We start from the raw sequence: 22,309 nt of genomic DNA on the forward strand, positions 1-22,309 counted from the left end.
AGTCCGCCCTGGACCAGGCGAAGGCCGCCGGAGCCGCCGGGAGCGGGGGCGACTCCGCCCAAGACGGTTCCGCCGGTGACGCCTCCGCCGGAGACGGTTCCGCCGGGAGCGGGCAGGGCGAAGGCGGCGGGAACGCCCCGGCCGCCCTCGAGGACGGCACGGTGACCGGTGACGCGGCGCAGACGGAGTACGGAGCCGTGCAGGTCCGGATCACCGTCGAGGGCGGGAGGATCGCCAAGGCCGAGGCGGTGCAGGCTCCCCAGGGCGGCCAGAGCGACCGGGTCACCAACCTGTCGGTCCCGAGGCTCAACCAGGCCGTCGTGAAGACCGGCGGCGCCGACATCGACGCCGTGTCGGGGGCCACGTACACCAGCGCCGGATACAAGAAGTCGCTGCAGTCCGCCCTGGACCAGGCCGGTGGCTGAGACGGTGGCCGGGTCCGCACAGGCTCCCGCCGCGGTGCGTCGCACCGAGGAGACGATGGGGACCGTCTTCTCCTTCGACGTCCGCGGCGGGGAATCCGCCGCCGTGCAGGCGGCGTTGGAGGACGCGGCCGCCGGGCTGCGCCGCGTCGACGAGGTGTTCAGCACCTACCGCGACGACTCGCAGATCTCGCGGCTGGCACGCGGCGAGCTGACGGTCGGGGAATGCGATCCCGAGGTCGCCGAGGTCCTGGAGCTGGCCGCGGAGGCGGAACGGGTGAGCGACGGCTGGTTCAGCACGCGCTACCGCGGCCGGCTCGACCCGACCGGCATCGTCAAGGGCTGGGCGACCGAGCGGGCCGCGCGGCGGCTCGCTCGGGCCGGGGCGGTCGGGGTGAGCCTCAACGGCGGCGGCGACGTGCAGCTGCTGGGTACGCCGGGCGCCGGGCGGCCGTGGCGGGTGGGGGTGGCGGACCCGCTCCGTCCGGGCGGCCTCGCGGCCGTCGTCTCCGCCGCCGGGGCCGACGAGCTGGCCGTCGCCACCTCGGGCACCGTCGAGCGCGGCGATCACATCGTCGACCCGCGCACCGGCCGCTCGGCGGTCACCGACCTGGTCGCGGTGACCGTGGTGGCGCCCAGGCTGACCTGGGCCGACTGCTGGGCCACGGCCGCCTTCGCGATGGGGTCGCGGGAGGGCCTCGCCTGGCTGGAGACGCTGCCCGGCGTGGAGGCGCTGCTGATCACCGCGGGCGACGAGGTCCGCTGCACGGGGGGCCTGGCGTCCCGTCTGGGGTGAGGGACGCCGGGCCCCGTGAGCGGCAAACGGCCCTACGGACCCGTTCAGTTCCCGTTCTGCGCCAGCCTCAGCAGGTGCTCGGCCAGCGCCTGTCCGCCCACCGGGTCACGGCTGATCAGCATGAGGGTGTCGTCACCGGCGATGGTCCCCAGGATGTCGTGCAGTTCGGCCTGGTCGATCGCCGAGGCCAGGAACTGGGCGGCGCCCGGCGGGGTACGCAGGACGACGAGGTTGGCGGACGCCTCCGCGGAGATCAGCAGCTCCTGGGAGAGCCGCCGCATCCGTTCCTCCTTCGCGGACTCCCCGAGCGGTGCGCGCGGAGTGCGGAAGCCTCCCTCGCTGGGCACCGCGTAGATGAGGTCGCCGTCGGTGTCGCGGATCTTCACCGCGTTCAGCTCGTCCAGGTCCCGGGAGAGCGTCGCCTGGGTGACGGTCAGTCCGTGGTCGGCGAGCAGCTTCGCCAACTGGCTCTGCGAGCGCACGGGTTGCCGGTTGAGGATGTCCACGATCCGGCGGTGGCGCGCGGTGCGGGTCTGCGGTACGGCAGGCCCGGCAGGCTGTCCGTGGTCCTGATCGTGGCTCATCGTCGTCTCATTCTCCGGTCGTCCTCGGGGCGTGCTCCGGACGCCTCGTGATCCGGTTCATCGCCCTGCTCGTCGTCCGGGTCTCGCCCGGCTCGTCGTCCGGCTCACTGTCCGGCTCGTCCTTCTGCGTCCGCCGCCCGGCCGACGGCGTCCAGGATGCCGGGCAGCGCCCCGAGGAAGGCGTCCACCGTGTCCTCCCCGAGGATCAGCGGCGGCATGAGCCGTACGACATCGGGAGCGGGCGCGTTCACCAGGAAACCGGCATCCTGAGCCGCCTGTTGCACCCGGGGCGCGAGCGGTTCGGTGAGCACGATACCCAGGAGCAGGCCGACGCCCCGGACATGGCTGATCAACGGGTTGCCGAGGGACTCGATCCCGTCGCGCAACCGCTCGCCCTGCCGCTTGACGTTCTCGAGCAGTCCTTCGTTCTCGATGGTGTCGAGGACGGCGAGTCCGGCGGCGCAGGCGACCGGGTTGCCCCCGAAGGTCGTGCCGTGCTGGCCGGGGTGCAGCAGGTCCGCGGCGCGTCCGAAGGCGACCGTCGCGCCGATCGGCAGCCCGCCGCCGAGCCCCTTGGCGAGGGTGACGACGTCGGGCAGGACACCCTCGTGGGCCTGGTACTCGAACCAGTTGCCGGTGCGGCCGATGCCGGTCTGCACCTCGTCCAGGACGAGCAGCGCGCCCGTGGCTGCCGTGATGGCGCGGGCGGCCTTCAGATAACCGGGCGGGGGCACCACGACCCCGTTCTCGCCCTGGACCGGCTCGATGATCACCAGCGCCGTGTCGTCGGTGACCGCGGCGGCCAGCGCCTGCGCGTCGCCGTAGGGGACGTGGGTGACGTCCCCGGGCAGCGGTGCGAACGGCTCCCGCTTGCCCGGCTGGCCGGTGAGCGCGAGGGCGCCCATGGTGCGGCCGTGGAAGCCGCCGTCGGTGGCGACCATGTGGGCCCGGCCGGTGAGCCGTCCGATCTTGAACGCGGCCTCGTTGGCCTCGGCCCCCGAGTTGCAGAAGTAGACCCGGCCGTCGCGGCCGAAGAGCCTCAGGAGCCGTTCGGCGAGCGCGACGGGCGGCTCGGCGACGAACAGGTTGGAGACATGGCCGAGGGAGGCGATCTGCCGGCTGACGGCCTCGACGACGGCCGGGTGGGCGTGGCCGAGCGCGTTGACGGCGATGCCGCCGACGAAGTCGGCGTACTCCTTGCCGTCGGCGTCGCGGACGGTGGCGCCCACGCCGCCGACCAGGGACAGCTTCGGAGTGCCGTAGTTGTTCATGAGCGCGCCCTGCCAGCGCGCGCTCAGCTCCTCGTTGCTCATGACTCCCCCTGTGCGTGCGGTGTCCCGTCGGGCACGACCATGGTGCCGATGCCCTCGTCGGTGAAGATCTCCAGCAGGATCGAGTGCTGGACCCGGCCGTCGATGACGCGGGCGGTGGTCACGCCGTTGCGGACGGCGTGCAGGCAGCCCTCCATCTTCGGCACCATGCCGGAGGACAGCTCCGGCAGCAGCTTCTCGAGCTGGGACGCGGTGAGGCGGCTGATCACCTCGTCGGAGTTCGGCCAGTCCTCGTAGAGCCCCTCGACGTCGGTGAGGACCATGAGGGTCTCGGCGTCCAGAGCAGCAGCGAGTGCCGCAGCCGCCGTATCAGCATTGACGTTGTAGACATGGTGGTCGTCCTGGCTCCGGGCGATGGACGAGACGACCGGTATACGGCCGTCGGCGAGCAGGGCCTCGATGGCGCCGGGGTCGATCTCGGTGATCTCGCCGACCCGTCCGATGTCGACGGACTCGCCGTCGATCTCGGGCCGGTGGCGGGTCGCGGTGAGGGTGTGCGCGTCCTCGCCGGTGAGGCCGACGGCGAAGGGTCCGTGCCGGTTGAGCAGTCCGACCAGCTCGCGCTGCACCTGTCCGGCGAGCACCATCCGTACGACGTCCATGGCGTCCTCGGTGGTCACCCTGAGGCCGGCCTTGAACTCGCTGACGATGCCGTGCCGGTCGAGCGCGGCGCTGATCTGGGGGCCGCCGCCGTGCACGACGACCGGCTTGAGGCCGGCGTGCCGCAGGAAGACGACGTCCTGGGCGAAGGCGTTCTTCAGTTCCTCGTCCACCATGGCGTTGCCGCCGAACTTGATGACGACGGTCTTCCCGTGGTGCCGGGTCAGCCAGGGCAGTGCCTCGATGAGGATCTGCGCCTTGGGCAGGGCGGTGTGCTTGCGGGTGGTGCTCATGAGGAGTACGCGCTGTTCTCGTGGACGTAGTCGGCGGTGAGGTCGTTGGTCCAGATGGTGGCGGTCGCGTCACCGGCGCCCAGATCGGCGACGATGTGGACCTCGCGGTAGCGCATGTCGACCTTGTCGCGGTCCTCGCCGACGCCGCCGTTCTTGCACACCCAGACGCCGTTGATGGCGACGTCGAGTCCGTCGGGCTCGAAGGCGGCCTTCGTCGTGCCGATCGCGGACAGCACCCGGCCCCAGTTGGGGTCCTCGCCGTGGATGGCGCACTTGAGGAGGTTGTTGCGGGCGATGGAGCGGCCCACCTCGACGGCGTCGTCCTCGGTCGCGGCGCCCACCACCTCGACCTTGATGTCCTTGCTGGCGCCCTCGGCGTCGCGCACGAGCTGCTGTCCGAGGTCGTCGCAGACGGCGCGTACGGCCTCGGCGAACTCCTCGTGGGCGGGGGCGACGCCGGTGGCGCCGGAGGCGAGCAGCAGCACGGTGTCGTTGGTGGACATGCAGCCGTCCGAGTCGACGCGGTCGAAGGTGACGCGGGTGGCGGCGCGCAGGGCCCGGTCCAGTGCCTCGGCTTCGACGTCGGCGTCGGTGGTGAGGACGACCAGCATGGTGGCGAGGCCGGGGGCGAGCATGCCGGCGCCCTTGGCCATGCCGCCGACGGTCCAGCCGTTCCCCGTCACGACAGCGGTCTTGTGCACGCTGTCCGTGGTCTTGATGGCGATGGCGGCCTTCTCGCCGCCGTGCTCGGACAGCTGACCGGCGGCCGTCTCCAGGCCCGGCAGCAGCTTGTCCATGGGGAGGGTGACGCCGATGAGCCCGGTGGAGCAGACGGCGATCTCGCCCGCGCCCGTACCGAGGAGCTCCGCGGCCCGCTCGGCGGTGGTGTGGGTGTCCTGGAACCCCTTGGGGCCCGTACAGGCGTTGGCACCACCGGAGTTGAGGACGACGGCGCCGACCTGGCCGCTCTTGAGCACCTGCTCGGACCAGAGCACGGGTGCGGCCTTGACGCGGTTGGAGGTGAAGACGCCCGCGGCGGCGCGGCGCGGCCCGTTGTTGACCACGAGGGCCAGGTCGGGGTTGCCGTTCTCCTTGATCCCGGCGGCGATGCCCGCCGCCGTGAATCCCTTTGCTGCCGTCACACTCACGGCGCGACTCCGATCGTGGTCAGTCCGGTGGACTCGTCGAGCCCGAGGGCGATGTTCATGCTCTGCAGGGCGCCGCCCGCGGTGCCCTTGGTGAGGTTGTCGATGGCGCTGATCGCGATGATCCGCCCCGCGGCCTCGTCGTACGCGACCTGGACCTGAACGGCGTTGGAACCGTGGACGGACGCCGTCGCGGGCCACTGGCCCTCGGGGAGGAGGTGGACGAAGGGTTCGTCGGCGAACGCCTTCTCGTAGGCGGCCCGGACGGCCGCGGCGGTGACGCCGGGCCGGGCCTTGGCGGTGCAGGTGGCGAGGATGCCGCGGGGCATCGGCGCGAGCGTCGGGGTGAAGGAGACCAGGACCCGCTCCCCCGCCGCGGCGCTGAGGTTCTGGATCATCTCGGGGGTGTGCCGGTGGACGCCGCCGACGCCGTACGGCGACATCGACCCCATGACCTCGCTGCCCAGCAGATGCGGCTTGGCCGCCTTGCCGGCGCCGGAGGTGCCGGAGGCGGCGACGATCACCGCCTCGGCCTCGGCGAGGCCCGCCGTGTACGCCGGGAACAGGGCGAGCGAGACGGCGGTCGGGTAGCAACCGGGCACCGCGATGCGCTTGGACCCCTCCAGCGCGGCGCGGCCACCCGGCAGTTCGGGCAGGCCGTAGGGCCAGGTACCGGCGTGCGGGGAGCCGTAGAACCTTTCCCAGTCGCCGGCGTCGGCGAGCCGGTGGTCGGCGCCCATGTCGACGACGAGCACGTCCGGCCCGAGCTGCTCGGCGACGGCGGCGGACTGGCCGTGCGGCAGCGCGAGGAAGACCACGTCGTGCCGTCGGCCCTGCCCGGCGAGCACCTCGACCGCGGTCGGCTCCAGCACCCGCTCGGCGAGCGGCAGCAGATGCGGCTGCAGGCTCCCGAGCCGCTGCCCGGCGTTGGAGTTCCCGGTCAGCGCACCGATCTGCACCCCCGGGTGCGTGAGCAGCAGTCTCAAGAGCTCCCCGCCCGCATATCCACTGGCCCCGGCCACAGCCACTCGTACGCTCACGGAAACCTCCTCATCGATGGCATGACTATACGTATATGCGCACGTTTATGCAACGGGAGTCGGGGGGCCGGCGTGCGTCGGCGAGACCGAGCGGCCGAGTCGGCCCGACCGACCGGCTCCGTGTCCAAGTCACAGGCGCGTGCACTTCCGATCGACTGTCGGGTCCGACCCCACGCGGGAGAGCGGAACGGGCAGGAGCAGCTTCTCGACCAGGGCCAGTGACTCCTGCGGAGTGACCTCCTGCGCACACAGCATTCCGTAGGCGGCTTCCGGCCCCCTGCCCCTCACCCGCTCCGTGTGCAACCGGCTGCCACTCCGGACCTCCGTGCAGGCAGCCCTCCGCTCCTCCTTCGTTCCCATGAAGGTGAAGGGGCCTGCCGGCCCTGCGTGTCCACCGCGGCTCATCGGCATCACCGCCCCCCCTCGCCAACGCGGCTCCGCGTCGAAGCGACACGCTCCGCCCCGCACACACGCACCGACGGGCGACGTACAGCGCCCAGGCCCGTGCGCGCCGTTCACCTCGCCGCGGGAGCACTCGTCCGCACCCGACTCGAGGGGCGAGCCGTGGCCCGCCCCTCGCGGCCGGCACGGCGGAGGACGTCTTCAAGGCGCCGGCGGCGGTGTACGGCACGACCACCGCACCCCTCGAACGGTGCGGGGCGGGGCGAAGCGCAGGCGAGGGCTTCGGCTCGGGGCCGGGCGCGGCCGGGCACACCCCGACTGCTTGAAAGTTGAAGCAAAGTCGGCCATGGTTTAGCTTGAACCTTCAAGCTTGTTGGAACGGGGTGCCGCTCAGTGATGTGCGGCACCCCCACCGCACCGCTTTCGACGTCCCCTTTCGAGGAGTCCCCCATGACCAGCCCCACCAGCACCACGTCCCGCCCCGCCTCCGCCTCCGCCTCCGGTCAGGACACCCCCGCCGCCCCCGCCCGCGCCTACGACGCCGGGCTGCTGGTGCTGCGTCTCGTGCTCGGTCTGACGATGGCCGCGCACGGCGCGCAGAAGCTGTTCGGCTGGTTCGGCGGGGGCGGGATCGAGGGCACCGGGGTGTACTTCACGTCCCTCGGCCACCCCTCGCCCGAGGCGTTCGCCGTCGTGGCCGGGCTCACCGAGACACTCGGCGGGCTCGGCCTCGCGCTCGGTCTGCTCACCCCGCTGGCCGCCGCGGCCGTCGCCGGCACGCTGCTCAACGCGATCGTCGTGAAGTGGGGCGGCGGCTTCTTCGCCCCAGAGGGCGTGGAGTACGAGCTCCTCCTCACCCTGGCCGCAGCGGCGCTCGCCCTGACCGGCCCCGGCCGGATCGCCGTGGACCGGCTGCTGCCCCGGCTGCGCTCGCACCGTCTCGCGTACGGCGTCGCCGCGGTCGTGCTCGGTGCCGTGGTGGCCGGCGTCACCCTGCTGCTGCGTCACTGAGGCACGGCAGGGGGCCTCGGCCGGTGCCGGGTGCGGGCGGTGCGTGACACGGATACTCCGCGACTCTCGGCAGGAGGGGTTGGAGCTTCGCCTGGCACCCTCGAGATATGTTCGCTATTTCGAGCGACTGTCAGAACTTCGAACGGCAAGATAGGGAGGAGGCAGGAGCACGTCAATGGTGTGTGCGCGACGGGGACGACGGGGAGCTGTGCGGGATGGGCGAGTTCTGGCCGGTACCGGACGCACTGGCCTATCTGAGGGGGAGCTGGCGGGTGTCCCGGACCGTGCGGGACCTGGCGAGCGGCGACCTCGGACGGTTCGAGGGCACCACGTCTTTCGGCCCTCTGAAGGGCGACGGCCCACCGGAGGACGGCGGCCTGCTGTACCAGGAGTCCGGCACCTTCACCTGGCAGGGCGTCCCCCGCCCCGCGGAACGCACCCTGCGCTTCCTGCCGGCGTCGAGCCGCGGGTCACGCCCCGGGGGCGCCGTGGACGTGCGGTTCGCGGACGGCCGGCCGTTCCATCGCCTGGACCTCTCGGCAGGCCGGTACGTCGCCGACCACCCCTGTTCCGCGGACCTCTACCGGGGCGAGTTCACCGTCCGCGACGAGGAGCACTGGCGGACGGTCTGGCGGGTGCGCGGTCCGGCCAAGGATCTCGTGCTCGACACCGGCTACGTCCGCGTGGGCCGACCGGCCACCACCCCCGGCCGGTGAACGGTCACCGCCACCGGGCGGCGAACGGGGCCTGGATCCGCGTCGCCCGGGCGGCGAACGGGGCCTAGATGCGCGTCGGCCGGGCGGCGACCCCTTCGATGCGCAGGCTCCAGCGGCCCGCCCGTCCGGCGACGCCGACCCGTGACAGCGAGCGGACGTCGATGTTCCAGTAGGTCGCGGGCGGCGCCTTCAACGCGTACACCAGCGCGGCGCGGATGACGGACGGTTCGGCCACCGCGACGACCCGGCAGTCCTCCTCGGCGGGCCGGGTGTCGAGCCAGTTGCCGACGCGGGTGATGAAGTCCAGCAGCGACTCCCCGCCGTGCAGGGTGGCGCGCGGGTCGGCGAGCCAGACGTCCACGGCCTCCGGTTCGCGGGCCATGGCCTCCCTCAGGGTCAGCCCGCGCCAGCGGCCCATGGCGCAGTCGCGCAGGGCGAGCTGGACCAGTGGGGCGTAGCCGAGGCCTTCCCCGGTGGCACGGCTGCGCGGGTTCGGCGAGCAGTAGCGCAGGTCGGCCGCGGCGAGCGGCAGCAGCTCACGGGCCACTCGCTGCACATCGTCCCACCCGGCACGGTCCAGTGGCCGGTCGTCCTCGAAACGCTCGGCCAGTCGCGAGGCGCTTCCCGCTGCGGCAACGAACGTGACCCGAAGTGCCATGCCGCGATGATCGGTCTCCGAAGTACGCAAATCAAGGGGTACGGCCAGGGTGTTGCCCGGAGCCCCTCAGGTGGTGCGGCACCGATCGGTACCTGCCGGACACGTCACGCGAAGCTCCCTCGTCCGCGCCCCGCCTGCCCCAGTACCTCGTCGCAGGCGGCACGAAGTCGCCGTACGCCCTCGGTGATCTCCCCGGTGCCCGCGACCGCCGCGAAGCTCAGCCGCAGGTGCGAGGCCGAGGGCTCGGCGCTGAAGTACGGGCGGCCCGGGGTGACCGCCACGCCGGCCCGCAGGGCCGCCGCGGTCAGGGCGGACTCTCCCCCGGGGCCGAAAGCCGGGGAGGTGCCCCCGGTGCCGTCGGGCAGGCGCAGCCACAGGTGGTAGCCGCCGGCCGGGATGTGCGGCAGGGCGAGTTCGGGCAGCCGGAGCCGGAGCGCGGCGGTCATGGCGTCCCGGCGGGCTCTCAGCCCGGCGGAGACCGAACGCAGATGGCGCGGCCAGGCGGGCGAGCCGACGAGTTCGAGCGCGGCCTCCTGGAGGGGGCGGGGGACGAAGAAGGTGTCGACGATCTGGATGGCGCGCAGACGTTCCAGGACCGGGCCGTGCGCGGCCAGGGCGCTCACCCGGAAGCTCGGCGAGGTCGCCTTGGTGAGCGAGCAGACGTGGACGACGACGCCGTCCGGGTCGTCGGCGGCCAGCGGGCGCGGGAGCGGGCCCGCGTCCTCGTGGACCAGGCGCCGGACGAAGTCGTCCTCGACGACGAACGCCCCCGCCTCGCGTGCGATGCGCAGTACCTCGCCGCGCCGTTCGGGGGCGAGTACGGCGCCGGTGGGGTTCTGGAACAGGGGCTGGCAGACGAAGACCCGGGCACCGGTGGCGCGGAAGGCGCCGGCGAGCAGCTGTGGCCGTACGCCGTCCGCGTCCACCGGGACGGGCACCGGGCGCAGTCCGGCGGCGCGGGCGACGGCCAGCATGCCGGGGTAGGTGGGCGATTCCACGAGAACGGGGGCACCGGGCGGGGCGAGCGCGCGCAGGGCGGTGGTCAGCGCGGACTGGCCGCCCGCGGTGATCAGCACCCCCGCCGCGGTGACCGCGCCCCCGATGCTGCGGGCGAACCACTCGCGCAGCTCCGGCAGCCCTTCCACGGGTGGTCTCCCCCAGGCTCCCGGCCGGCGCCCGGCCCGGGACAGCGCCGCCGCCATCGCGCGCTCCGGCTGCAGCGAGGGGTGGAGATAGCCGCCGTTGAACTCGATCACGCCGGGCGCCGGGGCGGCGAGCGAGACCAGGACGCCGGAGGCGTCGACCGAGCGCGGGACGAGATCGGCGGCACCGTCGGCGCTGAGGACGACCTCCTGCCAGGAGGTGTCACCGGCCGCGACGGCCGGGGAGGCGGGACGGGCGGCGGCACGGAACGCGCCGGCGCCGGGCCGGGTCACCACCAGTCCCTCGGCGGCGAGCTGAGCCAGCGCCCGCGAGACGGTCACGGGGCTCACCCGGAACCGCTCCACGAGGGCCCGGCTCGACGGGAGCTTTCCACCTGGCGAGTAGCGGTCCAGCTCCTGCCGCAGCCGATCCGCCAGTCCGGCAACGCTGCTACGCTCATGCATGAGAACACAGAGTAGCGCTACTGCCGCGCCCCCGATAGCGGTCCCCGCCCGACGGGACCGGGCCGGCTTCGGCACCCTGCAGGCCGCCCTCGGCGTCATCGCCTTCTCGCTCACCTTCCCGGCCACCGCCTGGGGACTGGAGGGCTTCGGCCCCTGGTCGCTGGTGGCCGTGCGCTGCGTGCTGGCGGGACTGATCGCCGGCGGCTGCCTGCTCGCGGTGGGGACGCGGGCGGGGGCCCCGGAGGCGGACGCGGCGGGGGCCGTGGCGCGCCGCCGGAAGGGTCTGAGGCGGTGGCGCGGCGTGCCGCTGCCCGCCCGCAGGCACTGGCCGGGGCTCGCGGTGGTCGCCGCCGGGGTCGTCCTCGGATTCCCGCTGCTGACCACACTGGCCCTGCAGACGTCGACCACCGCGCACGCGGCGGTCGTGGTCGGACTGCTCCCGCTCACCACCGCGCTGTTCTCCGCCCTGCGCGTCGGCTCCCGCCCGTCACGCACCTTCTGGGCTGCGGCGCTGGCCGGTGCCGCCGCGGTGGCGGTCTTCACGGTGCGGCAGAGCGGCGGCGCGCTGACCACGGCCGATCTGTACCTCTTCGCGGCGCTGGTGGTGTGCGCGGCCGGGTACACGGAGGGCGGCAGGCTGGCCCGGGTGATGCCGGGCTGGCAGGTGATCGGCTGGGCGCTGGTGCTGTGCCTGCCGCTCGCCGTACCGGCCGCGGCCCTGGCGCTGGCCCTCGAGCCGGTGCGGCTGACCGCGCACAGCGTGGCCGGAGTGCTGTGGGTGGCGGCGGGGTCCCAGTTCCTGGGGCTGGTCGTCTGGTACCGGGGCATGGCGGCGATCGGCATTCCCCGGGCCAGTCAGCTCCAGCTCGCCCAGCCGCTGCTCACCCTGGTGTGGTCGGTGTTCCTGCTGGGCGAGCACCTGACCGCGGCCGCCCCGTTGACGGCGGCGGCGGTACTGGTGTGCATCGCCGTCACCCAGCGGGCCCGCGGCTGAAGAACCTCCGCCGTACGCACCCAGGATGTGTTTCGGCAGTCCCGTCCGGCCCGCGACGCCCGGCACGGGGCCTCGCCGCGGTGCCGGGACCGTCCCCCGTGCACCCGCGGACGGGCCTCAGCCCCGCGACGCACCGCACCGGACACCGCGGGCCCTGCCCTCCGGGCGGACGGCGCCGCTTTCGCAACAGGTCCTGGCGTCCGACGCACCGGACCGCCCGTCGGACGCCCTGCCGGGTGGCCCGCTCCGCCGTAGACTCGACACCACGGACCGCTGCTCCCGCATGTGATGAGGAGACCCCGATGCACGCAACCGTGGGCGACCAGCTCGTCCAGCACGGCAGGGTGGTCGGTCAGCACGACAAGGTCGCCGAGATCGTCGAGGTGATGGGCCGGCAGGGCGATCCGCCCTACCGCGTCCGCTTCGAGGACGGGCACGAGGCCGTGTGCTCGCCCGGCCCGGATTCCGAGATCCGGCACAGGAACCACCGGCACTAGGTCAGGGGCCGGCCCGCCGCTTCCCCGGCACCCGGGAAACGGCCGCCGCTCCTCCGCCCCGTCAGCCCGGAGGTGGTGCCGGCCGCCCGTAGTGGTCGGCGACCACCCGGGCCATCGCACCGGTCGGGTCGGCGGCCACTTCCCGGGCGGCGAAGAAGACGTGCCCGCGCGCCTGGGGGTAGGACGTCGCGAGCGTGAGGTGCCGGGACAGCTCGGCCGGATCCTGCCAGGCGGCCGGCTGCGCCGGGTCTCCCGCCTTGTAGAGCGCCTCCCCCACGTACAGCTGCGTCCCCGAGCCCTCCACGACGGCGGACCACCAGGACAGCAGTTCCGCGTAGTCGGCGGCGGCGAAGCCGATGTTCCAGTAGAGCTGCGGGCAGATGTAGTCGACCCGGTTCTCCCGCACCCATCGGCGGGTGTCCGCGTACAGGTCGTCGTAGGTCTGCACGCCCGCCCGGGTCTCCGAGCCGAGGGGATCGGTCGCCGCGTTGCGCCAGACCCCGAAGGGGCTGATGCCGAACCGGGTGCCGGGCCTGGTCTCCTTGATCCGCGCCGCCGTCTCGCGCACCAGCCGGTCGATGTTGTCCCGCCGCCAGGCCGCCCGGTCGGGGAAGGCGCCGCCATGGGTGTCGTAGGCGGCGTCGTCGTCGAAGGTCAGGCCCGCCACCGGGTACGGGTAGAAGTAGTCGTCGAAGTGGACCGCGTCGACGGGATAGCGGCGCACCGCGTCGAGCATGGCGTCCTCGACGAAGGCGCGGACCTCGGGCAGACCGGGGTTGTAGTAGAGCTTCCCGCCGTACGGGACCACCCAGCCGGGGTTCCGGCGGGCCGGGTGCGTGGCGGCGAGCCGGGTGGGGTCGGTGTGCGCGGCGACCCGGTACGGGTTGAACCAGGCGTGCAGCTCCAGGCCGCGGGCATGGGCCTCGGTGACGGCGGTGCCGAGCGGGTCCCAGCCGGGGTGTACGCCCTGGGTGCCGGTGAGGCAGGCGGACCACGGTTCGTACGGGGACGGCCACAGGGCGTCCGCCGTGGGCCGTACCTGGAGGATCACGGTGTTGAGACGGTTGCGGACGGCCGCGTCGAGGTGGGCGATCAGCTCGGCCCGCTGTCCGGCGGCGCTCAGCCCCGGGCGGGACGGCCAGTCCCGGTTGGCCACGGTCGCCAGCCACACGCCCCGTATCTCACCGGCGGCCGCGCCCCGGCCGCCCGTCGCACCCGCCGGTCCGGACATCGGCCGGCCCGGGGCGGCCGACGCGGCCGTCATCATCGTCACCGACGACAGCGCCGCCACCGCGAACGCCCTGCGTGACACTCGTCCCATTTCACACCCGCCGCAAAAGCCGCGATCCGCCCGGTCGCGGACCGCTCCCCGCCCAGAATGCCCGCCCCCGGCGATCGATCATCGGTACTTCCGGGTAACGTGCACGGACGGAGCAGGCGGCCGGAACCCGGTGCTCCTGCCAGGAGTCGTAGACGGCGCAGGCCAGAAGGACCCGTGCCGCGCCAGGAAGCGAAAGGGACGATGTGACCGACATCGAACGCGTCGGAGTGGTGGGCTGCGGTCAGATGGGTGCGGGGATCGCCGAGGTGTGCGCCCGCGCCGGACTGGACGTGAGGGTCGCCGAGACCACCGGCGAGGCCCTGGAGATCGGCCGTACCCGGCTGTTCAACTCGCTGACGAAGGCGGCCGAGCGCGGCAAGGTCACGGCGGAGGAGCTGGACGCCACCCAGGCCCGGCTGAGCTTCACCACGGACCTGGGCGAGTTCGCGGACCGCGATCTGGTGATCGAGGCCGTCGTGGAGAACGAGCAGGTCAAGACGGAGATCTTCCAGGTGCTCGACCAGGTGGTGACCCGGCCGGACGCGATCCTGGCCTCGAACACCTCCTCCATCCCGCTGGTGAAGCTGGCGGTCGCCACCTCGCGGCCGGACCACGTCATCGGCATCCACTTCTTCAACCCGGCCCCCGTGCAGAAGCTGGTCGAGCTGATCCCGGCGCTCACCACCTCCGAGGGCACGATCAGCCGGGCGCAGCTCTTCGCCGAGAAGGTGCTGGGCAAGCACGCGATCCACGCCCAGGACCGTTCCGGGTTCGTCGTGAACGCGCTGCTGATCCCGTACCTGCTCTCCGCGATCCGGATGTTCGAGTCGGGCATCGCCAGCCGCGAGGACATCGACAACGGCATGGAGATGGGCTGCGCCCACCCGATGGGCCCGCTGAAGCTGTCCGACCTGATCGGCCTGGACACGGTGGCCTCGGTCGCGTACTCGATGTACGAGGAGTACAAGGAGCCGCTCTACGCCGCTCCCCCGCTGCTCCAGCGCATGGTCGACGCCGGCCGCCTGGGCCGCAAGAGCGGCTCCGGCTTCTACACCTACGGCTGACCTGTACTGACGTCCATTCCGCTGGAGAACAGTGCAGCTCTCTGCGCAACGCTGAAGGCCGCTCCCCTGCGTTCCAGGGAGCGGCCTTCAGTGATCGTTATGGAGCCGAGGGGTTTGTGAGGGGGTTTGGGTGGGAGGTCACGTCACTCCCTCGCGGGGCACGAGCAGGAACCGCCCGAACGCCTGGACCGACCGGAGAGCGTCGGCCACCTGATCGTTCAGGTTCTCCGCCCGCTTCACCGCGAGTCCTTCAAGGACACCGTACTCCTTGACCCGTGCCAGCGCCGAGGCCAGCGCGCGGTCGGCGTCCTCGCTGGGCGCTGTCCGGATCTCTCCGAGGACCGGTCCTCCCGCGTCGAGGACCAGGCCCACCGTCCACGGTCCGCCTGCGTAGCAGGAGCCCTGCACGTACACCTCCACCGGCTCCTGCACCCGGTCCTCCGGGATGCCGAGAGCCGCGCTCTCCAAGAAGCCGAGCGGGTCGACAGCCCACAGGTCGGCGGTGGCCGGCCGTGGGCGCACGTCGGTCTCCAGCCAGGCGTCGACGGCAGTCCGGCCGCGCAGTCCGCGGTCGGGCATGAAGTGGGCGTAGATCTTCAGCGTGATGTCCGGGGAGGCGTGGCCCATCCAGTGCGACACGGAGATGACGTCCTCGCCGGCGCCCAACTGCACGCTGGCGTAGGTATGGCGCCAGCGGTGGTGCATCATCTCGCGTGACGCTTCCCAGCCCCATGTCTTGCCTTCCTCCCGGGAGGCGATGAGCCCGGCCGCGGCGAGCGCCGGCTTCATGGTGCCGTTGTTGAACGTGCTCCGGTTGAGACGGTTGCCGAGCGCCGACGTTGTCAGGAGCTGGACGGTGGCCGTGGGCTTGTTGTTGTTGCCCGGGCCCTGCCACGGGAGCGTGACTGTCACGGCCGGGAACTCTTCCGCGTACTCGTCGAGCAGCTTGAGCAGGCCGGGCGACAGTGGGATGTCCCGCTCCTTGTTGCCCTTGGGCAGCTTGAAGTATGGGCGCGTCGAGTTCTCCCACAGCAGTTGGCGCCGCAGGTGCAGGATCATCCGGTCGCGGTTGATGTCGTCGGGGCTGAAGCCGAACGCCTCCGCCTGCCGCTGCCCGGCCCGCATGCCGAGGTCCGCGATGATCCGGTACCGAGCGGGCATCTCAGCCCGGATCGCGGCCGCTTCCTCCTTCGCCCAGGCGCGGGCCTTCGTCTCGCCTCCGCTCGCAGGGCGCACGCTCTTCTCCGCCGCGCGGCACGGGTTCTTCGCGATGCGTTTGCCGACCGCCGACTTGAAGACGCTGGAGAGGTGGTTCCAGATCACCTCGATCGTCGTGTCGGCCAGGCCGCGGGCTTTCAGCTCGCGCTTCCGCTCAAGGAGGTGGTCGTCACCGATGACGTACATCTGCGTGCGCCCGAGCGCGGTGTCGACGATGTGGTTGAACACCTTGGACCGCATGGGGTGCTTGGTGTTCACAGCGTCCGTGCGCTTCGGCCACCACTCGTCGACAATGTAGTCGCCGAGGAGGATCTCCCCGTCGCGGTCGTCGACGAACTCCTTCTTCTTCATCGCGGCGATGGTGGTGTTCTTCCACTCCTTCGCCTCGTCGAGGGTCGTGAAGGAACGCTTCCTCACCCCAGGGATTCCGGACACCCGGTACCGCTTGGTTCTGGTGCCCCACAGGTCTGTGCGCTCGCGCTTCCCGGTGACCGGGTCCTTGCGCTTCTTCAGCCAGCGATCTTCGATGGGTGCAGATCCAATGCGGGTGCTGTCGATCAGGCGGTGGGTATGACCTGGTCGCGGTAGCGCGTCTGGTGGTTGCGGGTGAATTCCTGCTGCTGGTGCCACGCCCAGTAGGTGTCGAAGTGGCCGTTGGCGCGGACGGCACGCAGCTTGAGTACGGCTTCAGCTCCGGACAGGCCCCGGTGATGTCCAGGCGGTCTTTGACCAGGTGGCGGCATGCTCCCTCGATGATTCCGGTGGCGATCGGCCAGCCGCGTTCAAGGGCGGTGTCGTAGTGCAGGTGTTCGGCCTTGCCGGTCAGGTAGTCCACGGCCTCGTCGATGCCTTTGCGCTGGGCGCCACGCAGTCCGGCGGTGCGGGCGGCTTCCTCGATGGCGGCGGTGGTCTGCTGCACGCCGCCGGCCAGGAGGGTGCGGACGTGGCGGGCGACCCATGCCTCGGCGGAGGCGTCGCCGCCGTCGTGCAGGCACCAAGCTGCTCGCCACAGGTATTCGAGCACGTGGATGAGGTCGACGATGATGTGGACGTCCACGCCGCGCTGCCGTGCTTCGGCCTTGATGAGATCAATCTGGTGGCGGGCCCCGTCGACCAGGACGACCCAGGGACGGCGGTGCCCGGGGTCGCGGTGCTCTGCCTGGTCGAACACGGCGGACACCACCTGCGCGGCGGTGTCGTGCACCGAACCGCACAACCACTTCGACCGGGCCTTCGGCCCCTGGCGGCGCTCGGGCGCCGCGCCGTGGTCGGCGTCCTGCCGGTCGGGGTCGGCGATGATGTCGTCGACTGTGCGCGGCGCGGGCTCGGCATCGTAGACGGCTCCCAGGGCGGCCATCCGTTTCCTGCCGTGTTTCTCCCCGGACGCCAGCCGGGTTCTTCATCGCGTTGCCGCCCTTGGCCGCCGCGGCCTTCGCGGTGTCCTCACGCAGCGCTTCGGGCCTTATCACCACGCCCTTGCCGTCCACCGACAAGACCAGCGGCGTGGCGTCGGTGCAGGGAGCCGGCACCAGGGCGTCGTAGAACGCGTCGATGTCCGCCGCGGCACTGACAGCGAGTTCCTGGACCTGCCGGTGCCCGATGCCGGCGCCGGTGACAGCGTTGATCCGCTCGCAGGCGTCGGCGAAGCTGCCACGGGAGGACTCGATCGCGGCGAGCCTGGCCAGCCCGTGCGAGTGCATCCTCTCCGGCAGGTTCAGCACCGCGTCGGCCGGGTGCAAATGCGCCACCCGGCCGCCGCGGTAGGCAATCCGGGCCACCGTGACCTTGCCGAACACCGTGGCCAGCCTCCGACGCCGGCCCCGCTCGATCCGGGAGCGCCCGACACCGGCGCTGTCCACGACCTCCTCACGGCGCACCTCGTCCCTGGCCCGCAGCGTCAGGTGGTCCTGGAACAACTGCCGTGTGACCTCACGCATCCGCGCCCCCAGCAGATCCTCCAACTGCGCGTGCGTCATTACCGCCGCCTCCGGGGCCGCCAACTCCGCACACGCTGCGGCGAACAAACCCGCCGAGGCCGCAAAGGCGTCTTCACACGCGGCGAGCGCGCCCTGGGTCGGCACAACCCCGCTCACCACCCCTGCTTCCTGCCCTCGACCTTCAACAGCCCGGACGAAGGTTCAGCCAGGATCCCGCGCTCCACGAGCCTCTTCAGCTTCGAGCGCATCCCCTCGACATGCCGCGGCTCAGTCCCCAGACCCAGGTGCCGGCAGACCTCTTTGCAGCGCATCGCCGCTCCCGAGGTTGCGAACAAGGCGATGATCTCCCGGTACTCCGGCGACATCACCGTCACGTCCAGCTCCGCCTCGGCCTTCACCAGCGCCACAGCGACCCCGTCGGCAGCCCCGCCCGCGACAACCACGCCCGGCACCGGCGAAGACGGCGCGGCCAGCACCTCCTCCACCGTCTCCCGCGCGATCTGCAACCGCACCAGCTGCTCCTCGGCCCGCGACACCTCTTCGGACAGACCAGCGATCTGCTCACTCATCCGCCCGGCCTGGCCCAACAACTCAGCCTGCCTGGCCTCCAACGCCTCCATCAACGACGGCACACCACACCCACCCTCGCTCAGCACCCGCACGCCTCACCGCGGGCTCGACCCCGGCGACGGTAGAAGCCGGCACGACCAGCTACATCCCGAACCTCTGCGAATCACCCCAACGAGGCACCCTCATTGGATCTGCACCCTTACTGTTTTGCCGGTACCGGGCGGAGCTACGAGAACACCGGTGCTGTGCTCGGCCATCACACCGACGGCTTTGGCCTGAACCGGAGTGAGCTCGCCGGTGAACCGCGCGGTGATCGCCTCATGCGTGGGGGCCGTCGTCGACGCGCAGGGCGCCGCCAGCCGAGGCAATCAGGGCGGCCGCTTGATCGGATAGCCCCCTCGGGATACGTAGCCAGTCTGGTTCGCTCGCATCGAAGCACATCACGAACCGGGGTGTCCCGAACGTGGAGTAGCGCATCTTCTGCTTCTTGTAGAAGTCCGGGTTGTGCAGGCTCGCCAGGTGCTTGAGCGCCGCCAGGAGCGGGGCGGGCAGGCCCTGGGTGGCGATGGCAAGCATGGCCCCCAGCCGGGCCTTGACTACTTCGGGCGCCCTGCCGAGATCGGTACGCCGCGGTTTCGGCGGCATCGCCTCGAGCGCGGCTGCCGGGCCGACCTCGACCGGCTGCAGAGTGTCCGCCAGCGCCTCGACCTCGCTGCGGTTCAGCCTCTGGACCTGCGAGAGGTGGGCGAACTGGTCGGGGTAGGGAGCCCAGGATGCCGGGTCGCAGAAGAGGGTGGTGCCGCGCTCGCGGCAGGCGCCGTTGAGCGGCAGAGCGATCAGGTTACCGAAACTGCCGTTGCCGGATGTCTTGGTCGGCAGCAGGTCCTGGGCGGGGAAGAACCGGTCGAAGCTGGCCAGGGACATCCGCTCACGTGCGGTCATGGCGTCGCGCAGCAGTGCGACCCCCAACTGCCGCGCCACCGCCGCAGGGACGGGTTCGGTGAAAAACGTCCACACGTGGGCGCCCTTGCCGGACCGTGAGACCTCCGCGTACGCCGGGACCCCGGCCGCCCGGCACGCCTGATGGTAGGCGGCAGCATCACCGCGCCAGTCCTGGTCGTCGAAATCACAGGCCAGCAGCCGGCAGGTGTCGTCGGCGAGCAGCGGATACAGCCCGACGTGCACCTCTTGCGAGCCGGGTTCGGGGCGGCTGAGATGCTCGATGAGTACGTTGTCGGTGAGCGGCAACAGCTCGCGCTCCTCCTCGGCGCGGCGCTCCCAGGGCCGTTTGGTCTCCGCCGGACTCCATCCCGTCTTCCCGGACTTGGCGACCCAACGGAGGGCGTGCACGTCGGCGCGGCCCGCGAACAGCGCCTTGAACAGCGCGAGTTTCGCCTCCACGGTTGAGCGTGCATCAGCATGGGGCAGGCCGGACGGTGATATTGGCACCACATCAGGGTCCGGATGCGTGGCTGGCTGCAGCTTCTGCGCGGGGACAGGATCGTCCCAGGAGGGGACCACGTGGGCGACCGGTCCCAGCAGGGCGCGCAGGCGCCGGTTCTCCTCGCGCAGCGCCGCGTTCTCCTCCATCGACACGTCCAGCCGGATGCGCAGCTCGGCAGGGTCTTCCCAGACTTCCACGTCCGCCATGATGTCCGATTCCTGCTCCGAATATGTGCGTGCCGGGAACACGATCGCGGAAACGACGAACCGTTCATCCGCTGGCGTGCACACCTGCTCCCCCGATACGGCCTCGGAGTCCTGTGACAGCGGCCGCAAGTAATGGAGCGAAGAAGCCGACGATGTCGGACAGTACTCCTGCCTGGGCCGCCATGGTCGGCGGCCCAGGCAGGAGTACACGGACACCCGGCAGTGCGATGACGCCCGCAGGCTCGCGGTGAGCCGAAGGCAGACCCCCTGCAGAGCATCTCGTCGACGGCGGCTACATGTCCGTGCCCCTGACTGCGCTGACATGACCACCGTCACCGCCAAGCGGTGATGAGCTCCTCGGGCCCCACCGCCCGCACCCCGTCCACCGAGACCCCGCTCCGCGCCACCGCGAGGAGCGGGGTCTGCTCGTTCGCCCCGGGCAGTTGCGAGCGGTGAACCAGCAGGCGGGCCAGGTCGTGGGCGTCGAAGGGGCGGTTCTCCAGCCATTTCACGGAGCCGACCGCCGTGATGCGCTTGGCGATCGGGCCCCGGTCGGCCGCGACGATGTCGATCTCGGGGTCGTTGCTGCGGGTCCAGAAGCCGCCCACCGCGCCCGTCTCCTCGGGCAGACCGTCCGCGCGCATCCTGAACAGGGCGTCCCGCACCACCGGCTCGACGGCCCGCCCGCGCCAGGCCGTCCACGACCGGCGCAGCCGCTCAAGAGTCAGGTCGCCTCTGCCGCGCTCGATCTCGGACAGGTGCGGCCCCAGGAAGGCCAGCCAGAAGCGCAGATGCGGATCGGCTACGTAGTAGCGGGTCTCCTTCGAAGGGCGTGTGGACAGCGGCGTGACGGCCTCCACCACCCGTTTCGCACCCAGGAGCTGCAGGGAGCGCCGCAGGGTGGTGGCGGGCAGGCCGCCCGCCGCCCGGCCGATCAGCGTGTGCGTCCGCTCCCCGGAGCCGATCGCCCCGAGCACCAGGCGTGCCTGGGCGTCGGCCGGGAACTCCGCGGCCAGGGACCGCTCCGCGCTGACGATGAGGGCCGAGGTCGGATCGGTCACCACGTCGGCCAGGTAGTCGAAGACCCCCGCGCCGCGTGGCCACTCCTCCAGGACCAGAGGCAGCCCGCCACAGACGAGGAAGGCATCGAACGCGTCGGCCGGCGGGAGTCCAAGCATGTCCGCCACATCGGCCGGGCTGAGCGGCGGCACCACCATTTCCGTACCGCGCTGGTGGAAGGGCCGGTCGTAGTCGTTGAGCCGCTCCATCATCGCCAGGTCGGAACCGACACAGAGCAGCAGCACCGGCCGCCTGGCCAGTTCCCGGTCGAAGAACTTCTGCAAGGTGCCCTCGAAACCCGGATCGTTCTTGATCAGATAGGGCATCTCGTCGAATACGACGACACTCGGCCGGTCGTCCGGCAGCGCGGCGACAAGAAGATGAAAGGCCGCGTCCCAGGTACCGGGCGACTGCCCGCCCACCGCCTCGGCGCCGGGCAGGTCAGACTCGGCCGCCGCCTCGACGAACAGCCGCAGATCCGCCTCCGCACCGGCCTGCGCCGAGGCCGTGAAGAACAGACTGGGCAGCCCCGAGCGCTCGATGAACTCCTCGACGAGCCGGGACTTCCCCACCCGCCGCCGCCCGCGGATCAGCATCGCCTTGCCCGGCCGCCCACCGCGGCCACCCGCCTCGACCCGCTTGAGCATCCGGCCCAGAGCCGCGAGCTCCCGGTCCCGCCCGATGAAATCGTCCACGTCCAACCACCCACCCGATAGGGCCAATTTTGGTGCGTCCAAAAATGAACATACCAAAGTTGACCCTATCAAGTTCGGTCACCGGCCGTTCCGCCATCGAGGCAGGGCCTGGAAGGTGGCCTTGAACAGGCCGTTCGCGCGCCCACCTCCCACGCCACCCTCGCTCCACATGGCTTCGCGGGCCAGTTTGGTCATCGGCGAGTCTCCTGCGCCGTTGAAGCCCAGGAGATCCGAACGACTAGCCGGCGCTGCCGGAACCCCCGGAGCCGCCTCACCCCCCTGCCGGCCGATCCCGCCGAAACGCATGCTGCGGACCGCCCGGTCCAGTGACGCCGCAGTCCAGCATCACGGCCGTCAACGTCGAGGACATCCGCCTTGGCGAGGAGATCACCGAAGGCGTCGGCAGCGCGAGGGCCCCGTCACCAACAGGAACCAGGCCACCAAGACATGCAACGACGTCTGGGGCGACAACAGCGGAACATTGCGGGTGCCGATAATTCATCCGCGCAGATCAGCAGCCTGGGAGCGGCCTGTGCAGGTGTGCGGCGGAGGCAGAGGCTGAACGCGTTCAACGATTCACCACTGATAGTTGAACGCGTTCAACTTTATCATCCTGTGAACGCTTACCGACTTCAGCTCGTCGGGGTGAATCTTTGCGAAGCCCGTGGTGGGTGTGAGTGGGCGGCTGTATCCGTGTGG

19 protein-coding genes and 1 pseudogene are annotated in these 22,309 nt (G+C 71.6%); 7 read left to right on the forward strand and 13 right to left on the reverse strand.

Features of this window, described 5'->3' with window-relative positions:
• Together TU30_RS37720 and TU30_RS27705 are read left to right on the forward strand one after the other, a co-directional pair.
• Positions 1-425: FMN-binding protein (locus tag TU30_RS37720; RefSeq protein ID WP_234307999.1), on the forward strand; the 425-nt coding region annotated here is incomplete at its 5' end.
• Positions 418-1,218 carry an FAD:protein FMN transferase gene (locus TU30_RS27705; protein ID WP_176726335.1) on the forward strand — a complete coding sequence of 267 codons (801 nt, stop codon included), beginning with the start codon at positions 418-420 and terminating at the stop codon, positions 1,216-1,218. The genes TU30_RS37720 and TU30_RS27705, both read left to right, overlap by 8 nt.
• Positions 1,219-1,262: 44 nt before the next feature.
• On the opposite strand, the gene TU30_RS27710 is transcribed toward TU30_RS27705, so the two are convergent.
• The 5 genes from TU30_RS27710 to argC form a co-directional block, all read right to left on the reverse strand.
• The gene (locus TU30_RS27710) at positions 1,263-1,802 is read right to left on the reverse strand and encodes an arginine repressor (protein WP_042175003.1); all 540 of its coding nucleotides are present in this window, start codon (positions 1,800-1,802) and stop codon (positions 1,263-1,265) included.
• Between the two features lie 104 nt (positions 1,803-1,906).
• Positions 1,907-3,115, reverse strand: coding sequence for an acetylornithine transaminase (locus TU30_RS27715; RefSeq protein ID WP_042175007.1), 1,209 nt, complete (start codon positions 3,113-3,115; stop codon positions 1,907-1,909).
• Complete coding sequence (gene argB / locus TU30_RS27720; RefSeq protein WP_042175010.1) at positions 3,112-4,026, reverse strand: acetylglutamate kinase; 915 nt, start codon at positions 4,024-4,026, stop codon at positions 3,112-3,114. Before argB ends, TU30_RS27715 begins: the two co-directional genes overlap by 4 nt.
• Positions 4,023-5,174, reverse strand: coding sequence for a bifunctional glutamate N-acetyltransferase/amino-acid acetyltransferase ArgJ (gene argJ / locus TU30_RS27725; RefSeq protein ID WP_042175012.1), 1,152 nt, complete (start codon positions 5,172-5,174; stop codon positions 4,023-4,025). The genes argB and argJ overlap by 4 nt, the downstream gene beginning before the upstream one ends.
• Entirely contained in the window at positions 5,171-6,211 is a 1,041-nt protein-coding gene (gene argC / locus TU30_RS27730; RefSeq protein WP_042175014.1) for an N-acetyl-gamma-glutamyl-phosphate reductase, read from the reverse strand. The genes argJ and argC overlap by 4 nt, the downstream gene beginning before the upstream one ends.
• 852 nt (positions 6,212-7,063) lie before the next feature.
• On the opposite strand from argC, the gene TU30_RS27740 reads away from it, so the two are divergent.
• Both TU30_RS27740 and TU30_RS27745 read left to right on the forward strand, forming a co-directional pair.
• Positions 7,064-7,624, forward strand: a complete 561-nt coding sequence (locus tag TU30_RS27740) for a DoxX family membrane protein (protein ID WP_042175019.1) — start codon at positions 7,064-7,066, stop codon at positions 7,622-7,624.
• 215 nt (positions 7,625-7,839) lie between these two features.
• A complete protein-coding gene (locus TU30_RS27745) occupies positions 7,840-8,340 on the forward strand; it encodes a DUF6314 family protein (protein ID WP_042175052.1) in 501 nt (166 codons plus the stop codon).
• 64 nt (positions 8,341-8,404) lie between these two features.
• Here the strand turns inward: TU30_RS27745 and TU30_RS27750 are convergent, their stop codons facing one another.
• Both TU30_RS27750 and TU30_RS27755 read right to left on the reverse strand, forming a co-directional pair.
• Positions 8,405-8,998: a histidine phosphatase family protein gene (locus TU30_RS27750; protein WP_042175021.1), complete on the reverse strand. Its 594-nt coding sequence runs from the start codon at positions 8,996-8,998 to the stop codon at positions 8,405-8,407.
• Between the two features lie 104 nt (positions 8,999-9,102).
• The gene (locus tag TU30_RS27755; RefSeq protein WP_042175023.1) at positions 9,103-10,605 is read right to left on the reverse strand and encodes a PLP-dependent aminotransferase family protein; all 1,503 of its coding nucleotides are present in this window, start codon (positions 10,603-10,605) and stop codon (positions 9,103-9,105) included.
• Here TU30_RS27755 and TU30_RS27760 point away from each other — a divergent pair.
• Together TU30_RS27760 and TU30_RS27765 are read left to right on the forward strand one after the other, a co-directional pair.
• Positions 10,604-11,599 (forward strand): DMT family transporter, encoded by a 996-nt coding sequence (locus tag TU30_RS27760; RefSeq protein ID WP_042175025.1) that lies wholly within the window; start codon positions 10,604-10,606, stop codon positions 11,597-11,599. The two genes, TU30_RS27755 and TU30_RS27760, sit on opposite strands and share 2 nt — an antisense overlap.
• A 302-nt stretch (positions 11,600-11,901) precedes the next feature.
• A complete protein-coding gene (locus TU30_RS27765) occupies positions 11,902-12,096 on the forward strand; it encodes a DUF1918 domain-containing protein (RefSeq protein WP_042175029.1) in 195 nt (64 codons plus the stop codon).
• A 61-nt stretch (positions 12,097-12,157) separates the two neighbouring features.
• Here TU30_RS27765 and TU30_RS27770 read toward each other — a convergent pair whose 3' ends face one another.
• Positions 12,158-13,417, reverse strand: coding sequence for a glycoside hydrolase family 10 protein (locus TU30_RS27770; RefSeq protein ID WP_042175031.1), 1,260 nt, complete (start codon positions 13,415-13,417; stop codon positions 12,158-12,160).
• 203 nt (positions 13,418-13,620) lie between these two features.
• Here TU30_RS27770 and TU30_RS27775 point away from each other — a divergent pair, with 203 nt between their 5' ends.
• On the forward strand, positions 13,621-14,481 hold the full coding sequence (locus TU30_RS27775) for a 3-hydroxybutyryl-CoA dehydrogenase (protein ID WP_042175034.1): 861 nt from the start codon (positions 13,621-13,623) through the stop codon (positions 14,479-14,481).
• Positions 14,482-14,619: 138 nt separating this feature from the next.
• Here the strand turns inward: TU30_RS27775 and TU30_RS27780 are convergent, their stop codons facing one another.
• The 5 genes and pseudogenes from TU30_RS27780 to TU30_RS27795 all read right to left on the reverse strand — a co-directional run bounded on the left by TU30_RS27780 (position 14,620) and on the right by TU30_RS27795 (position 21,610).
• Positions 14,620-16,116, reverse strand: a complete 1,497-nt coding sequence (locus tag TU30_RS27780) for a tyrosine-type recombinase/integrase (RefSeq protein ID WP_052479939.1) — start codon at positions 16,114-16,116, stop codon at positions 14,620-14,622.
• Between the two features lie 140 nt (positions 16,117-16,256).
• A pseudogene (locus tag TU30_RS36235) lies at positions 16,257-17,780 on the reverse strand (ISKra4 family transposase).
• Positions 17,781-17,788: 8 nt separating this feature from the next.
• Positions 17,789-18,205 carry a hypothetical protein gene (locus tag TU30_RS27785; RefSeq protein ID WP_199816902.1) on the reverse strand — a complete coding sequence of 139 codons (417 nt, stop codon included), beginning with the start codon at positions 18,203-18,205 and terminating at the stop codon, positions 17,789-17,791.
• 319 nt (positions 18,206-18,524) lie between these two features.
• Complete coding sequence (locus tag TU30_RS27790; protein WP_052479941.1) at positions 18,525-19,856, reverse strand: hypothetical protein; 1,332 nt, start codon at positions 19,854-19,856, stop codon at positions 18,525-18,527.
• 332 nt (positions 19,857-20,188) lie between these two features.
• The gene (locus TU30_RS27795) at positions 20,189-21,610 is read right to left on the reverse strand and encodes an ATP-binding protein (RefSeq protein ID WP_107068599.1); all 1,422 of its coding nucleotides are present in this window, start codon (positions 21,608-21,610) and stop codon (positions 20,189-20,191) included.
• Between the last annotated feature and the right edge of the window lie 699 nt (positions 21,611-22,309).

Origin of the sequence: Streptomyces sp. NBRC 110035 (assembly GCF_000829695.1) — a bacterium.
Classification (GTDB): domain Bacteria; phylum Actinomycetota; class Actinomycetes; order Streptomycetales; family Streptomycetaceae; genus Streptomyces.

Excerpts from the sequence above, each read along its gene's own strand:
- TU30_RS27710 (WP_042175003.1), bottom strand. The coding sequence starts at position 1,802 with ATGAGCCACGATCAGGACCACGGACAGCCTGCCGGGCCTGCCGTACCG.
- TU30_RS27715 (WP_042175007.1), bottom strand. The coding sequence starts at position 3,115 with ATGAGCAACGAGGAGCTGAGCGCGCGCTGGCAGGGCGCGCTCATGAAC.
- argB (WP_042175010.1), bottom strand. The coding sequence starts at position 4,026 with ATGAGCACCACCCGCAAGCACACCGCCCTGCCCAAGGCGCAGATCCTC.
- TU30_RS27740 (WP_042175019.1), top strand. The coding sequence starts at position 7,064 with ATGACCAGCCCCACCAGCACCACGTCCCGCCCCGCCTCCGCCTCCGCC.
- TU30_RS27745 (WP_042175052.1), top strand. The coding sequence starts at position 7,840 with ATGGGCGAGTTCTGGCCGGTACCGGACGCACTGGCCTATCTGAGGGGG.
- TU30_RS27750 (WP_042175021.1), bottom strand. The coding sequence starts at position 8,998 with ATGGCACTTCGGGTCACGTTCGTTGCCGCAGCGGGAAGCGCCTCGCGA.
- TU30_RS27760 (WP_042175025.1), top strand. The coding sequence starts at position 10,604 with ATGAGAACACAGAGTAGCGCTACTGCCGCGCCCCCGATAGCGGTCCCC.
- TU30_RS27755 (WP_042175023.1), bottom strand. The coding sequence starts at position 10,605 with ATGCATGAGCGTAGCAGCGTTGCCGGACTGGCGGATCGGCTGCGGCAG.
- TU30_RS27765 (WP_042175029.1), top strand. The coding sequence starts at position 11,902 with ATGCACGCAACCGTGGGCGACCAGCTCGTCCAGCACGGCAGGGTGGTC.
- TU30_RS27770 (WP_042175031.1), bottom strand. The coding sequence starts at position 13,417 with ATGGGACGAGTGTCACGCAGGGCGTTCGCGGTGGCGGCGCTGTCGTCG.
- TU30_RS27785 (WP_199816902.1), bottom strand. The coding sequence starts at position 18,205 with ATGAGTGAGCAGATCGCTGGTCTGTCCGAAGAGGTGTCGCGGGCCGAG.
- TU30_RS27790 (WP_052479941.1), bottom strand. The coding sequence starts at position 19,856 with ATGGCGGACGTGGAAGTCTGGGAAGACCCTGCCGAGCTGCGCATCCGG.